The 14,364-nt window shown below is 69.6% G+C and carries 13 protein-coding genes; 9 read left to right on the top strand and 4 right to left on the bottom strand.

Features of this window, described 5'->3' with window-relative positions; all coding sequences use genetic code 11:
- Window positions 1-61 precede the first annotated feature (61 nt).
- The gene (locus tag AQJ27_RS14875; protein ID WP_067367642.1) at window positions 62-763 is read right to left on the bottom strand and encodes a hypothetical protein; all 702 of its coding nucleotides are present in this window, start codon (window positions 761-763) and stop codon (window positions 62-64) included.
- A 377-nt stretch (window positions 764-1,140) separates the two neighbouring features.
- Here AQJ27_RS14875 and AQJ27_RS14870 point away from each other — a divergent pair, with 377 nt between their 5' ends.
- A complete protein-coding gene (locus AQJ27_RS14870; RefSeq protein ID WP_067367640.1) occupies window positions 1,141-2,955 on the top strand; it encodes an APC family permease in 1,815 nt (604 codons plus the stop codon).
- A gap of 23 nt (window positions 2,956-2,978) precedes the next feature.
- Here AQJ27_RS14870 and AQJ27_RS14865 read toward each other — a convergent pair whose 3' ends face one another.
- Both AQJ27_RS14865 and AQJ27_RS14860 read right to left on the bottom strand, forming a co-directional pair.
- A complete protein-coding gene (locus tag AQJ27_RS14865) occupies window positions 2,979-3,395 on the bottom strand; it encodes an SAV_915 family protein (protein ID WP_067367638.1) in 417 nt (138 codons plus the stop codon).
- Between the two features lie 158 nt (window positions 3,396-3,553).
- Complete coding sequence (locus AQJ27_RS14860) at window positions 3,554-4,093, bottom strand: universal stress protein (protein ID WP_067367635.1); 540 nt, start codon at window positions 4,091-4,093, stop codon at window positions 3,554-3,556.
- 238 nt (window positions 4,094-4,331) lie between these two features.
- Between AQJ27_RS14860 and AQJ27_RS14855 the strand changes: the two genes are divergently transcribed.
- Window positions 4,332-5,429 (top strand): magnesium and cobalt transport protein CorA, encoded by a 1,098-nt coding sequence (locus AQJ27_RS14855; protein ID WP_067367632.1) that lies wholly within the window; start codon window positions 4,332-4,334, stop codon window positions 5,427-5,429.
- Window positions 5,430-5,548: 119 nt separating this feature from the next.
- On the opposite strand, the gene AQJ27_RS14850 is transcribed toward AQJ27_RS14855, so the two are convergent.
- Window positions 5,549-5,986 (bottom strand): hypothetical protein, encoded by a 438-nt coding sequence (locus AQJ27_RS14850; RefSeq protein WP_003974483.1) that lies wholly within the window; start codon window positions 5,984-5,986, stop codon window positions 5,549-5,551.
- Window positions 5,987-6,395: 409 nt separating this feature from the next.
- Between AQJ27_RS14850 and hemL the strand changes: the two genes are divergently transcribed.
- The 7 genes from hemL (at window position 6,396) to ccsB (ending at window position 14,336) form a co-directional block, all read left to right on the top strand.
- Window positions 6,396-7,712 carry a glutamate-1-semialdehyde 2,1-aminomutase gene (gene hemL, locus AQJ27_RS14845; RefSeq protein WP_067367629.1) on the top strand — a complete coding sequence of 439 codons (1,317 nt, stop codon included), beginning with the start codon at window positions 6,396-6,398 and terminating at the stop codon, window positions 7,710-7,712.
- Window positions 7,709-8,422 carry a histidine phosphatase family protein gene (locus AQJ27_RS14840; RefSeq protein ID WP_067367626.1) on the top strand — a complete coding sequence of 238 codons (714 nt, stop codon included), beginning with the start codon at window positions 7,709-7,711 and terminating at the stop codon, window positions 8,420-8,422. The genes hemL and AQJ27_RS14840 overlap by 4 nt, the downstream gene beginning before the upstream one ends.
- A gap of 174 nt (window positions 8,423-8,596) precedes the next feature.
- Window positions 8,597-9,934, top strand: a complete 1,338-nt coding sequence (locus AQJ27_RS14835; protein WP_067367623.1) for a polysaccharide deacetylase family protein — start codon at window positions 8,597-8,599, stop codon at window positions 9,932-9,934.
- A gap of 66 nt (window positions 9,935-10,000) precedes the next feature.
- Complete coding sequence (locus AQJ27_RS14830; RefSeq protein WP_067367610.1) at window positions 10,001-10,624, top strand: TlpA family protein disulfide reductase; 624 nt, start codon at window positions 10,001-10,003, stop codon at window positions 10,622-10,624.
- A complete protein-coding gene (locus tag AQJ27_RS14825; RefSeq protein WP_067367607.1) occupies window positions 10,621-11,406 on the top strand; it encodes a cytochrome c biogenesis CcdA family protein in 786 nt (261 codons plus the stop codon). The genes AQJ27_RS14830 and AQJ27_RS14825 overlap by 4 nt, the downstream gene beginning before the upstream one ends.
- Window positions 11,407-11,409: 3 nt before the next feature.
- On the top strand, window positions 11,410-13,227 hold the full coding sequence (gene resB, locus AQJ27_RS14820; RefSeq protein ID WP_079064979.1) for a cytochrome c biogenesis protein ResB: 1,818 nt from the start codon (window positions 11,410-11,412) through the stop codon (window positions 13,225-13,227).
- Window positions 13,224-14,336, top strand: a complete 1,113-nt coding sequence (ccsB, locus tag AQJ27_RS14815) for a c-type cytochrome biogenesis protein CcsB (protein WP_201264339.1) — start codon at window positions 13,224-13,226, stop codon at window positions 14,334-14,336. The genes resB and ccsB overlap by 4 nt, the downstream gene beginning before the upstream one ends.
- The last annotated feature ends 28 nt before the right edge of the window (window positions 14,337-14,364 follow it).

Below are 14,364 nucleotides of genomic sequence, written 5' to 3'. Positions count from 1 at the left end.
CAGCCGGGCCGCCACGCTGTGCGCAGGAGGCGGCCCGGGCTGCTATGTCGTCAGGCATGGATCAGGACAGGCCGTGCGCCGCACGCTTGCGGCGCACCACGTAGACGCCCGCACCGGCGAGAGCCAGGGCCGCCAGCCCACCGGCCGTCGTACCCGGCGTGGCGAGCGCACCGCCACCCGTGTGCATGCCGCCGCGGGGCTTGTCGCGCCCCGAGTCCGAGTCGTCCTTGCCGCCACCGGAGTCCGAGTCGCCCTTGCCACGGCCGGAACCCGAGTCGTCGTTGCCCTTGTCGCCCTTGTCCTTGTAGGTCTCCGGGTCGAACTTCTCGTCGTCCTTGTTCCAGTCGTCGCCGCTGCTGCGCACGGCGCTGAGGGCACCGCCGCCGGTGTGCATGCCGCCGCGGGGCCCGCCGCGCTCGGAGCCGGAGTCGTCGCCCTTGCCGTGGTCGGAGCCGCCCTTCTTGCCGTGGTCGGAGCCGGAGTCGTCACCCTTGCCACCACCGGAGTCCGAGTCGCCCTTGCCGCGGCCGGAGCCGGAGTCGTTGCCGCTCGAGTCTTCACCACGCACGGCGGTAAGAGCTCCGCCACCCGCGTGCACACCCCCGTTCGGCTTGCCGTGCTTGCTCTCCTTGTCTTGCTCCTTGCTGTAGGAAGAGTCGTCGTGGCCCCCGTCACCCGCCGTGGCGGCGAGGGCGCCTGGTGCACCGATCGCGAGGGCGGCCGTGGCCGTCGCGGCGGCGAGGAGCATGCGGGCAGATCGCATCTTCGGAGTCCTTCCGTCGCAGCCAGGCAGCTGACACCGCGTCAGCTCGTGAGAACCCGACCCCGACGTGATCCACCGTCAATCCGCCGGGCTCCGCGCACCACTCGAGCCGCTCACCTGGCGCACCCCGAGGTCACGCCCACTCAGGCCCTTTCGGCCGGCCGATGACCCGTCAGACTCCACTGACCTGCTGTTTCGTCAGAGGTGAGCGGCCGTGCCCCCGCCCGTACCGCGCCTCGGGTACTACCCGATCGGCGGCAACACGACTGCGCGTCCCGCACCTTCGGTCCGCGGCGGTCCTGGCGCGTCCTTGCCCCGACACACCGCACCACGCCGGTCACACTGACCTCACACTCCCTCACCCCCGCGAGGTCCCCATGGCGTACGGCCTGGCCCGCCGCGAACTGCGGCCGAGAGTTCCGCTGCGGCACGGGGAGGGCGACAAGTACCACCTGACCAGCGTCGAGGGGCTCGCCGCGCTCTCCCTGGACGCGCTGAGCTCGGTGGCGTACGGCCCCGAGGCGATCGTGCTCGTACTGATCGCCGCCGGAACGGGCGCGCTGTCCGCCACGTTCCCGGTGACGCTCGTCATCGCCGGACTGCTGGCGGTGCTCGTCGTGTCGTACGGACAGGTGATCGCCGTGCATCCGGACGGCGGCGGCGCGTACGCGGTGGGGAAGAAGGACCTCGGACCGACCGTCAGCCTGCTCGCGGCGGCCAGCCTGGTCGTGGACTACGTGCTGACCGTGACGGTCAGTCTGGCGGCGGGCGCGGCCAGCCTCGCCTCCGCGTTCCCGGTGCTCGGCTCGCACCTGCTCGCGGTCTGCCTGATCGGGCTCGCCCTGCTCACGGCCGTGAACCTGCGCGGTGTGGCCGAGAGCGCGCGGGTGCTGATGCTGCCCACCGCGCTGTTCATCGTGAGCATCCTCGGCATCGTCGTGCTCAGTCTGGTGCGAGGTCATCCCGTGGCGGTCGTCGGCACCGACCAGCCCGTGCACGCCACCGAGGCGTTGAGCGTCCTGCTGCTCCTCAAGGCGTTCTCCTCCGGCTGCTCCGCGCTCACCGGAGTCGAGGCCATCGCCAACGGAGTGCCCTCCTTCCGCGAGCCACGCGTCAAACGCGCCCAGCACACGGAGCTGATGCTCGGCGCACTCCTCGGTCTGATGCTCATCGGTATGGCCCTGCTGATCCGCCGGGACCATGTCGCCCCGCGCGGCGGCGTGACCGTACTCGCGCAGCTGACGGCGGGCGCCTACGGGACGGGATGGCCGTACTACGCGACCAATCTCATCGTCACCCTGGCCCTCGCCTTCGCCGCGAACACCAGCTTCGGCGGTCTGCCCGTCCTGATGAGCCTGCTCGCCAAGGACCACCGGCTGCCGCACCTCTTCGGGCTGCGCACGGAACGGCCGGTGTACCGCTGGGGCGTGGTGACCCTCGCCCTGCTCGCGGCCGTTCTCCTGATCGCCGTGAACGCCGACACCCACCGCATGATCCCGCTCTTCGCGATCGGCGTGTTCATCGGCTTCACGATCAGTCAGATCGGTCTCGTGCGGCACTGGGCGGTGCGACGTCCGCACGGCTGGCTGCGACGCGCGGTCCTCAACGGGGTCGGCGCGGTACTGACCGCCGTGGCGGGCGTCGTCCTGCTCACCACCAAGTTCCTGGCAGGAGCCTGGGTGGTGGTCGTCGCCATCCCGCTGCTGATGCTGCTGTTCGACCGCATCCAGCGCTACTACACGACCGTCGGCCGGGAACTCGGACTCGGCGAGGTCCCGCCGCCCGTGCGCGTCGGCGACTCCCTCGTCATCGTGCCGGTCGGCGAGGTCAGCAGACTCACCCAGCACGCGCTGTCCGCCGCCCGCGCCCTCGGCCACGAGGTGGTCGCCGTCGCCGTGCACTCCGACCCGGCCAAAGTCCGTGCGCTCAGGGAGAGTTGGGACCGCTGGAACCCGGGCGTACGTCTGGACGTCGTCGACAGCCCGCAGCGCTCGCTCGTGGAACCGATCGTCGAGTACGTCCAGAGGGCGGAGGAGGGAGGACGGCAGATCGCCGTCCTCATCCCCGAGGTGGAGCCCCTCCACCGCCGCTATCAGATCCTCCAGAACCAGCGCGGTCTGCTCCTCGCCGCCGCGCTGCGGGCCCGCACGGACGTGGTCGTCTGCGTGGTGCCCTACCGGCTCAGCCTCTGAACCGGCCGCCGGGAGGCGTCTGATCAGCCGATCAGCAGGTTCAGGCACGCGACGACGGCGGCGGCGCCGGTCACCCGCAGGGCGCCGACGTGCTGGGGGTGCCAGCGGCGCCAGGAGTTCTCGCGCTCGCGGGCGGTGGCCGCGGTGCGGTCGGCCGAGGGGGCGGAGAACTGCGGGTCGATGGTGAGGGCGGTGACGCCCAGGGGCGCGGCGAGGGCGCGCAGTGCGGATTCGGAGAGCCGGATGAAGGCCTGGTCCGTGCCGAGTGTGGCGGTGAGCTCGGCCGCCGAGGTGAAGCCGACGGCCGTACGGCCGCCCAGCGGGGTGCGGAAGAACCGGGCCGTGCAGCCCGTGGGCCCCGACCGGACGGGAACGAAGAGAAGTCCGGCCGGGAAGCGTTCGGAAGGCTCCGGGTCCTCGGAATACTCGACTGGAGACATGGTGTGGCTCCTCGCGGAAGAGATGGGCGCCGGCCGGTTCGGCCGTGCGCCTCTGTGAGGCTATGCCCGCCGGGCCGGGAACGGGGCCGCTCGCTGACGGAGGCTTGACGCGCCGGCCCGGACCCGTAACGCGCCCCTGACTTGGGCGGCTCGGTCGCTCAGGACCTCTTCTCGGTCAGCTCCCGTGCGTCGAGCGGCAGCCGCAGCCGGATGCGGCGGTGCACCGAGGCGAGCTCGCGGGACAGGGGCGAGGGCGGCAGGGCCAGCACGGGGCATGCGGCGTGCGCGAGGCAGTACCGGGTGACGGACGGGAACAGCCACCGGTTCAGCCTTCCTCGGCACCCCGGGCCGACCACCAGCAGGTCGTCGGCCCGGTCGGCGGTCTCGACCAGCGCCCGCCCCGGTGTGCCGCGTACGACAAGACCCTGGTACGGGATCCCGGGCCCCGCGTCGCCGAAGGCGGTGTCCAGCGCGGCGAGCAGCCGCCGGCCCGCGTCCAGCCGGAGCGTGGCCGTCGGCAGTGGACTCAGCGCACTGCGGTGGGCGAAGTCACCACCGGGCGGCTCCCAGGCGATCACGACCAGCAGCTCGGCTCCCCCGCGCCGGGCCTCCGCGGCGGCCCGGCGCAGGGCCGCCAGGCTCCCCGGCGAACCGCTGACTCCCGCCACCACACGCGGTCCCCGCTCTTCCTCGCTCATCGCTCGCGCACTCCTCGATGTCGGTCCACACACATACCCATCGGCCATCGAAGGGCCGGAGGACGGCGGCGGACCGCCGCGTTGGCGTGGGCCTGACGGCGAGGACGTGATTTATGACGCTCTCCTGACACCGCGGGGCCGGGCGCGGGCGCACGCTCGAACCGGGCTCTGACGTCGGTCTTACCCCTTGCTGGCACACTGGCCGTCCGTTCCGGGAAATCCGGGGAAGGAGTACCGCATGTCGATGGTCGGCAACCTGCGCAAAGTCGCCCGTCTGGCACGCGGCGGACGCCGGGTGGACCTGAGCCACCCCGCCCGCTCCCCGCTCGGCTCCGCTGTCGTCAACTGCGTCATCTACCGCGACGGCGTCCGCCAGGAGGCCGCGCCCAGCGTCGAGGAGTCCGTCGCCCGGGTCCGCAAACGCGGCGGCCACGGCTTCGTCTGGCTGGGGCTGCACGAGCCGACCGAGCCGGAGTTCGCCCGGGTCGCCGAACTGTTCGGCCTGCACCCGCTCGCCGTCGAGGACGCGGTCCACGCCCACCAGCGCCCCAAGGTCGAGCAGTACGGCGACGTCCTGTTCGCCATCTTCAAGACGGTCTCCTACGTCGAACACGCCGAGCTGACCGCCACCAGCGAGGTCGTGAACACCGGCGAGATCATGGTCTTCGCGGGCCCCGACTTCGTGGTGACCGTGCGGCACGGACGGCACGGCTCCCTCGGCCCCCTGCGCGAGGATCTGGAAGCCGAGCCGGAGCAGCTGGCCAAGGGGCCGGCCGTGGTGCTGCACGCCATCGCCGACCACGTCGTGGACGACTACCTGACCGTCACGGACGCCGTCCAGAACGACATCGACCAGGTGGAGACGTCCGTCTTCTCACCTCGCGGTGCCCGGGGCGCCGACGCCGGCCGCATGTACCAGCTCAAGCGCGAACTCCTCGAACTCAAACGCGCGGTGGTCCCCCTCGGCCGCCCTCTCCACATCCTGGCGACCGAGCCGATGCGTTTCATCGCCCCCGAGATACAGGCGTACTTCCGTGACGTCGCCGACCACCTGTCCCGGGTCACCGAACAGATCACCGCCTTCGACGGTCTCCTCGACTCCATCCTCCAGGCCCACCTCGCCCAGGTCTCCGTCGCCCAGAACGAGGACATGCGCAAGATCACGGCCTGGGCCGCGATCATCGCCGTACCGACGATGGTGTGCGGCGTCTACGGCATGAACTTCGACCACATGCCCGAACTCCACTGGCGCTTCGGCTACCCCTTGGCCCTCACGGTGATCGCCGTGTCGTGCTTCGTCATCCACCGGGGGTTCAAGCGCAACGGCTGGCTGTGAGCTGGAGCCGGGTGCGGTGCGCGGCCATGAGCGTCTCAGCTTGTGGAATCTGATCGCCGCGTGTTCACGCGGCGACCGACATGGCCGTCAGCCCCGCCCGCATCCCGGAAAGCGGGAAATCAGGGCCAGACGAGGCAGTACGGCTGATGCCCCGCCTCGTGCAGACGGTGGCTGAAATCCTGCCATTCGTGGAGGAGCTGGTACACGTTGAAGGCGTCCCGCGGGCCCCCGCGGTCCGGGACCGTCGACCAGATGAAGGCCGCCGCGCCGACCGCCTCCTCGCCGATGCCCCGCAGGGGGTCGACGACGGTCATGGGGAGCTTCACGACGGCGTAGTCGGGGTGGAGGACGACCAGCTCCAGGGGCGGGACCTTGTGGAGAGGGACGCCCTCGATGCCGGTGAGGACCATCGCGGCCATGGTCTCCGGCTTGATCTTGGTGAACATGCCGTTCATGCCGAGCTCGTCGCCGCCGAGTTCCTCGGGGCGCATCGAGATCGGCACGCGGGCCGCCGTCGCGCCGTCCGGCGCGCCGAAGTATTTGTAGGTCACCCCCACCCGGCCACCATTCCCGCTTCCTGCCCTGAGCCGGTCTGCCCCGCGGTCCGTGTAGTCCATACCGTCCATACGGCCCGACGAGTCGATCCGCTCAGGATCGTTCTGTGTTCCTTGCGACCCGGGTGCTCCGGGTGATCCGGGAGAGCCCGGCGACCCCTGCGTCTGTCGTGCCTCGGCCGCTTCCTCCGCCTCGCGCCGGCGCCTTCCCCGCCGGGCACGCCGAGGACCGAGGTCATCGGTCCCCTCGCCCAGTCCGCCACCGCGATGCATATCTCCACCCGACTGCTTTTCTAAGGCGCGCGACCCCCGCCACGCAACCCGATCATCGTGACAGTGACCTCCCCCACGGCCGCACGCCGAAACGTACGCTGAAACACCTGTCCGCAGGATCTTCGCAGCCTCTGACACCATGGCTCGTGTGAGCTATCCGTACGAAGCCCCAGTTTCGCAGACTCTTTTCGACCGTGCGGCTGCCGTCACGCCCGGCGGCGTGAACTCTCCGGTGCGCGCGTTCCGTGCCGTGGGCGGTACGCCCCGCTTCATGGTGTCCGGAAACGGTCCATACCTGACCGATGCCGACGGGAGGGAATACGTCGACCTCGTGTGCTCGTGGGGGCCGATGATCCTCGGTCACGCGCATCCCGACGTCATCGGCGCCGTCCAGGAGGCCGTCGCGCGCGGCACCTCCTTCGGCACTCCCGGTGAGGGCGAGGTCGCGCTCGCCGAGGAGATCGTCGCCCGCGTCGAGCCCGTCGAGCAGGTCCGGCTCGTCTCCAGCGGGACCGAGGCGACCATGTCCGCCATCCGGCTCGCCCGCGGGTTCACCCGGCGGTCGAAGGTGATCAAGTTCGCCGGGTGCTATCACGGGCATGTCGACTCGCTGCTGGCGTCGGCGGGGAGCGGGGTGGCGACCTTCGCGCTGCCCGACACCCCCGGTGTCACCGGCGCCCAGGCCGCCGACACGATCGTCCTGCCCTACAACGACCTCGAAGCCGTGAACGAGGCCTTCCACGCGCACCCCGGTGAGATCGCCTGTGTGATCACCGAGGCCTCGCCGGGCAACATGGGCGTCGTACCGCCCCGGCCCGGGTTCAACCAGGGACTCAAGGACGCCTGCGCGCGCAACGGCGCCCTGTTCATCTCCGACGAGGTCATGACCGGATTCCGGACCAGTAAGGCCGGTTGGTACGGGATCGACGGGGTACGTCCCGATCTCATGACCTTCGGCAAGGTCATGGGCGGAGGATTCCCCGCCGCCGCCTTCGGTGGCCGCAAGGACGTCATGGAGCACCTGGCTCCCGCGGGGCCCGTCTACCAGGCCGGCACGCTCTCCGGTAACCCCGTCGCGACCGCCGCCGGGCTCGCCCAGCTGCGGCTGCTCGACGACGCCGCGTACGACAAGGTCGACGCCGTCTCCGAGCAGATCCGCGCTCTGGTCACGGAGGCGCTGAGCAAGGAGGGCGTGGCGCACCGGCTGCAGACCGCCTCCAACATGTTCTCGGTCTTCTTCACCGGGCGTGAGGTGCGCGACTACGAGGGCGCGAAGGCGCAGGAGTCCTTCCGGTTCAGCGCGTTCTTCCACTCGATGCTGGCGAGGGGCGTCTATCTGCCCCCGTCGTCCTTCGAGTCGTGGTTCGTGTCCACGGCCCACGACGAGCGGGCCATTCAGCGGATCGCCGACGCCCTTCCGGCGGCGGCTCGGGCAGCGGCGGAGGCCACGGCATGAGCCAGGATCAGACGCAGGATCAGACGCGGGGCCGGGATCAGGACATCACCGTCGTGCATCTCATGCGGCACGGCGAGGTCGCCAACCCGGACGGGGTGCTGTACGGGCGGCTGCCCGGCTACCACCTGTCGGAGCTCGGGCGGCAGATGGCCGAGCGGGTCGCCGAGCACCTGGCCCCGCGGGACGTCACGTATGTCGTCGCCTCGCCGCTGGAGCGGGCGCAGGAGACCGCGACGCCCATCGCGAAGGCGCACGGTCTCGACCTCGACACCGACGGGCGGTTGATCGAGGCCGAGAACGTCTTCCAGGGGAAGACCTTCGGCGTGGGGGACGGGGCGCTGCGGCGGCCCGAGAACTGGAAGCACCTCGTCAACCCGTTCAAGCCGTCCTGGGGCGAGCCGTACGTCGATCAGGTCGTACGGATGATGGGGGCGCTGGACGCCGCCAAGGACGCGGCCCGTGGGCATGAAGCGGTGCTGGTCAGCCACCAGTTGCCGATCTGGATCGTGCGGTCCTTCGTGGAGAAGCGGCGGTTGTGGCACGACCCGCGCAAGCGGCAGTGCACGCTGGCGTCCCTGACGTCCTTCACCTACCGGGGCGACAAGATCGTGTCCGTGGGGTACAGCGAGCCCGCCCGGGATCTCGTTCCCGCCCATCTCCTCGCGGGCGCCAAGCCGGTGAAGGGGAAGGGCAAGGCGTTCGGGGCGTAGAGCGCCCATTCCCGTACATGTTGGCGCAAAGTGTTCGTATGCGTCGCTACCCGAACTGTTCTTCGTAAAATACGATCAATGTTGCGCGTTCGAAGGAACCTATCCGCTTGTCGTGCCCTCTCATTGTGTGTCAGCTGGGAGCCAGCTGAGAGGGCACGATGAGATGGGGACCGAATGCGGGACATCAGCCGCAGGGGAATGATCGGCCTCGGGGCGGGTGCCGCGGCGGCGATGGGACTCGCGGCGTGCGGCACCGACCAACAGGACGGTCATGGCGGGGGCGGTGGTTCCCGGTCGGGCAAGCCCGGTCCGTCCGGCAAGCCCAGCGCCTCCGCACACCCCGCCCGCCTGATAGGCGACGGCTCCACCTCCTTCACGGGCAAGCAGCCGAACCAGCCCGCGAAGCCGGTTCCGCTGGAGCCCGGCCAGACCCCTCCGCAGTTCGTGGTCTTCTCCTGGGACGGCGCGGGTGAGGTCGGGACCGGACTCTTCTCCCGCTTCCTCCGGCTCGCCCGCGAGCACGAGGCGCACATGACGTTCTTCCTCTCCGGGCTGTACCTCCTGCCCGAGTCGAAGAAGCGCAAGTACCTGCCGCCGAACAACCCCCGGGGCGCCTCCGACATCGGCTACCTCGCCGACGACCACGTCAAGTCGACGCTCGGGCTCGTCCGGCAGGCCTGGCTCGACGGCCACGAGATAGGCACGCACTTCAACGGCCACTTCTGCTCCGGCCACGGCACCGTCGGCAACTGGACGCCGGCGCAGTGGCGCAGCGAGATCGACCAGGCCAAGTCCTTCGTCAAGGAGTGGCGGACCAACACGGGCTGGACCGATCTGCCCCCGCTGCCCTTCGACTACGAGAAGGAACTCGTCGGCGCGCGCACCCCCTGTCTGCTCGGCCAGGACAACCTGCTGCCCACCGCCAAGGAGCTCGGCTGGCGCTACGACGCCTCCTCGCCCGGCGGCCGCCAGGTCTGGCCGCAGAAGCGGCACGGACTGTGGGACCTGCCCCTCCAGGCGATCCCCTTCCCGGGGCGCAGCTTCGAAGTGCTGTCCATGGACTACAACATGCTGGCCAACCAGTCGATCAACTCGACGAAGGCGCCCGCGCACAACTACCCGGCGTGGCGGCAGCAGGCGGGCGAGGCGTACGTCGCCGGATTCCGACGGGCCTACGAGAGCAACCGGGCGCCGTTCTTCATCGGCAACCACTTCGAGCACTGGAACGGCGGCATCTACATGGACGCCGTCGAGTACGCCTTCAAGCACATCGCCCGGGAGAAGGAGAAGGGCGAGGACGTCCGCCTCGTCTCCTTCCGGCAGTACGTGGACTGGATGGACGTACAGAAGCCCGAGGTCCTGGCCAAGCTGCGGACGTTGGACGTGGGACAGCGGCCCGCGGGTGGCTGGAAGACGTTCCTCGGCGACACCGGCAAGGGGACTGGTACCAGTTCGGGCACCGGCACCGGCACCGGGACGGCCACTTCCAAGGGGTCCGGGAACGCCGCCTGAAATGGTGTTTTCCGCCCGCAAGGGGGGTGCGGAAGATCCTCGAAACGGGCATGCGAAACTTTTCACATGAGTGCCGCCTGCCGCGCCGAACAGCGCTCGAACCGCACCCGTAGCCGCGCCGCCCTGCTCACCACCGGGGCCGCCGTCGCCGCGCTTGTCCTGTCCGCGTGCGGTTCGGGAGGGACGTCCGGGGGCTCGGGCGACAGCAACTTCGTGGCGGGCAAGGACGGCATCTCGACCGTCGCCAAGGGTTCCCGGGTCGAGGCCCCCGACCTCTCCGGCCCGACCGTGGACGGCAAGCAGCTCGACGTCAAGGACTACAAGGGCAAGGTCGTCGTCCTGAACGTGTGGGGCTCCTGGTGCCCGCCGTGCCGCGCCGAGGCGCCGAACTTCGTCAAGGTCGCCAAGGACACCGCGGCGAAGGGCGTGCAGTTCGTCGGCATCAACACCCGTGACGCCAACGTCAGTCTTGCCCAGGCGTTCGAGAAGCAGCACGACGTCACCTTCCCCAGCCTCTACGACCCCACGGGCAAGCTGCTGCTCCGCTTCAAGAAGGGCACGCTGAACCTGCAGACGATCCCCTCCACGATCGTCATCGACCGGGACGGGAAGATCGCGGCCCGTACGCTGCAGGCCCTCAGCGAGGACAAGCTCCGCGAGATGCTCGACCCCGTTGTCGCGGAGAAGTGACCGACGTGTCCCTTCTCGCCGCGTCCACGAACCTCGCCGCGTCGTCGTCCGACACCGTCGTCAGCGGTGCCCTGGTGCTCGCCCTGCCGATCGCTGTCCTCGGCGGGCTCGTCTCCTTCTTCTCGCCGTGCGTGCTGCCGCTCGTCCCCGGCTATCTGTCGTACGTGACCGGTGTCACCGGCACGGATCTGGCGGAGGCCAGGCGGGGGCGGATGGTCGCGGGCGCCAGCCTGTTCGTGGTGGGGTTCACCGCCGTGTTCGTCTCCGGCGGGGCACTGTTCGGCTACTTCGGATCGACCCTCCAGGAGTACCAGAGCACGCTCAGCAAGATCCTCGGCGTGCTGATGATCGCGATGGGCGTGTTCTTCATGGGGATGATGCCCTGGCTCACGCAGCGCGAGTTCCGCTTCCACAAGCGGCCGGTGACCGGCCTGCTGGGCGCTCCGATACTCGGTGCGCTCTTCGGCATCGGCTGGACGCCCTGCCTGGGACCGACGCTCTCCTCCATCAATTTTCTTTCCATGAACCAGGCGAGTGCGGGCCGCGGCGCCATACTGACCGTCGCGTACTGCGTCGGTCTGGGGGTGCCCTTCGTCCTCGCCGCCGTCGCCTTCCGCAAGGCGCTCGGTGCCTTCGCCTGGGTCAAGCGGCACTACGCATGGGTGATGCGGATCGGCGGCGGCATGATGATCGTGACCGGCCTGCTCCTGCTCACCGGCGCCTGGGACAGCATCGTGCAGCAGATGCAGACCTGGTCCAACGGCTTCACGGTAGGGATCTGATCGATGAGCACGACCGACACCGACACCGGCACGGGCAGGACGAAGGACCCGGCGGCCGCCAAGCGGCACATCGGGGTGAGCGCCGACGGCGAACTCGGCGAAGCCGGATCCCAGCTGTCCACCGCGCCGGTCGACACGGCCGTGCCCGGCTCCTTCGGCGGGTCCCGCGCCCCCGGCGCCCTGGGCTGGCTGACCTGGACCGGCCGTGAGGTCGTCGGCTGGGCCCGCTGGTTCTGGCGGCAGCTGACGTCGATGCGGGTCGCCCTGATCCTGCTCTTCCTGCTGTCGCTCGGGGCGATCCCCGGCTCGCTGATCCCGCAGTCCGGGACCGACGCCCAGAAGGTGGCGGACTTCAAGGACGCGCACAGCATCCTCGGGCCGGTCTACGACAAGCTCGGCCTGTTCCACGTCTACAGCTCGGTGTGGTTCTCCGCGATCTACATCCTGCTGTTCGTCTCGCTCATCGGCTGCATCATCCCGCGCACCTGGCAGTTCGTCGGGCAGCTGCGCGGCCGTCCGCCGGGCGCCCCCAAGCGGCTGAACCGGCTGCCCGCGTACGCGACCTGGCGCACCGGGGCCGAGCCCGAGCAGGTCCGTGAGGCCGCCCTCAAGATCCTCAAGCAGCGGCGGTTCAGGGCGCACATCGAGAAGGACGCCGTCGCCGCCGAGAAGGGCTACCTCCGCGAGACCGGCAACCTGCTCTTCCACATCGCGCTGATCGTGATGCTGGTCGCCTTCGCCTGGGGCCAGCTCTTCAAGTCCGAGGGCAACAAGCTGATCGTCGAGGGCGACGGGTTCTCCAACACGATCTCGCAGTACGACGACTTCAAGTCCGGCAACCTCTTCAGCACCGACGACCTCACGCCGTTCAGCTTCAACCTCAAGAAGTTCACCGGCACCTACGAGCGGACCGGCCCCAACAAGGGCACCCCTCGCACGTACCAGGCGGACATCACCTACAGCATCGGCGCGTACGGCAAGGAGAAGAAGACCACCGTCAAGGTCAACGAGCCGCTGGAGATCGGCGACTCGAAGGTCTATCTCACCGCGCACGGCTACGCGCCCGTCGTCACCGTCCGGGACGGCAAGGGCAACGTCGTCTACCACGACGCCGTGCCGATGCTGCCGCTCGACTCGAACGTCACCTCCAAGGGCGCGATCAAGGTGATGGACGGCTACAAGAACGCGCAGGGGGCGACCGAACAGCTCGGTTTCATCGGCATCTTCGTGCCGACCTTCGCGGGCGCGGGCAAGGGCGACATGTTCTCCCAGTTCCCCGCGCTCGACTTCCCCGTGCTCGCGCTGACCGGGTACCACGGCAGTCTCGGCGTGGACGCGGGCATCCCGCAGAACGTGTACCAGCTCGACACCTCGAAGATGAAGCAGTTCAAGGACGCCAAGGGCAACATCGTCACGGCGCGCCTGCTGCCCGGCGAGACGATGAAACTGCCGAACGGCGCCGGCTCCATCACCTTCGACAAGGGCATCAAGGAATGGGCGAACTTCCAGGTCACCCAGCAGCCCGGCAGTGACTGGGCGCTGGTCGGTGCCTTCACCGCGATCTTCGGTCTCGCCGGTTCGCTCTTCATCCAGCGCCGCCGCGTGTGGGTGCGGGCGACCACCGGGACAGACGGCGTCACCGTCGTCGAGATGGCGGGCCTCGGCCGCAGCGAGTCCGCGAAGCTCCCCGAAGAACTGGGGGACCTGGCCGCACTCGTCCACGAACAGGCGCCCACCAAGCCCGACACAGACGAAGCCGCAGTCGAAACCGACCCTGACGCCGAACCCTCCGTACCTGCCGCCGAAGGGGCTGAGAAGTGACTCTCGCCACCGCAACCGACCTGGGCGCCGTGACCGATCTGGCCACGGCCACCAACGAACACCTCGCCAACATCAGCAACACGCTGATCTACTCCTCGATGGCCGTCTACACCCTGGCCTTCTTCGCGTACATCGCCGAGTGGATCTTCGGCAGCCGCAGCAAGGTCGCCCGTACGGCCGCCGCGCTCACCACCACCGAGAAGGCGCAGGCCCCCGCGGTCACCGTGCAGTCGGCGGGCGGTACGGCCGTCCTGGAGCGGCCGAAGGTCGTCACCCGGTCGGCGGCGGGCGCCCGTGACGTGCCCGACGGGCCCGGCGCACACGGCGGTGACGAGCAGGGCGACCTCTACGGCCGGATCGCGGTGTCCCTCACCGTGCTGGCCTGGGCCGTCGAGGCGGCCGGTGTCGTCGCCCGCGCACTGTCGGTGCAGCGGGCGCCGTGGGGCAACATGTACGAGTTCAGCGTCACCTTCTCCACGGTCGCCGTCACCGTGTACCTGGTGATGCTCGCGCTGAAGAAGAACATCCGCTGGCTGGGCCTGCCCCTGGTCACCACGGTCCTCCTCGACCTCGGCCTCGCGGTCACCGTGCTCTACACCGCGAGCGACCAGCTGGTGCCCGCCCTTCACTCGTACTGGCTGTACATCCACGTCTCGACCGCGATCCTCTGCGGCGCCGTCTTCTACGTGGGCGCGGTCGGCACCCTGATGTACCTCTTCAAGGACTCGTACGAGAACAAGCTCGCCACCGGCGGTCAGCCGGGCCGTTTCGCCACCTCCGTCATGGAGCGGCTGCCCTCCTCGGCCTCCCTCGACAAGTTCTCCTACCGCGTCAACGCCGCCGTCTTCCCGCTGTGGACCTTCACGATCATCGCGGGCGCCATCTGGGCGGGCGACGCGTGGGGCCGCTACTGGGGCTGGGACCCGAAGGAGACGTGGGCGTTCATCACCTGGGTCGCCTACGCCTGCTACCTCCACGCCCGCGCCACGGCCGGCTGGAAGGGCCGCAAGGCCGCGTACATCGCCCTGATCGCCTTCGCCTGCTTCCTCTTCAACTACTACGGAGTCAACATCTTCGTCTCCGGCAAGCACTCCTACGCGGGCGTCTAGCCAGCGGAACGGCCCGCCTCGGGCCACG

It is taken from the genome of Streptomyces olivochromogenes (genome assembly GCF_001514115.1).
In the GTDB taxonomy this organism is placed as follows: domain Bacteria; phylum Actinomycetota; class Actinomycetes; order Streptomycetales; family Streptomycetaceae; genus Streptomyces; species Streptomyces olivochromogenes.
This window is presented reverse-complemented; position numbering and strand designations above follow the sequence as displayed.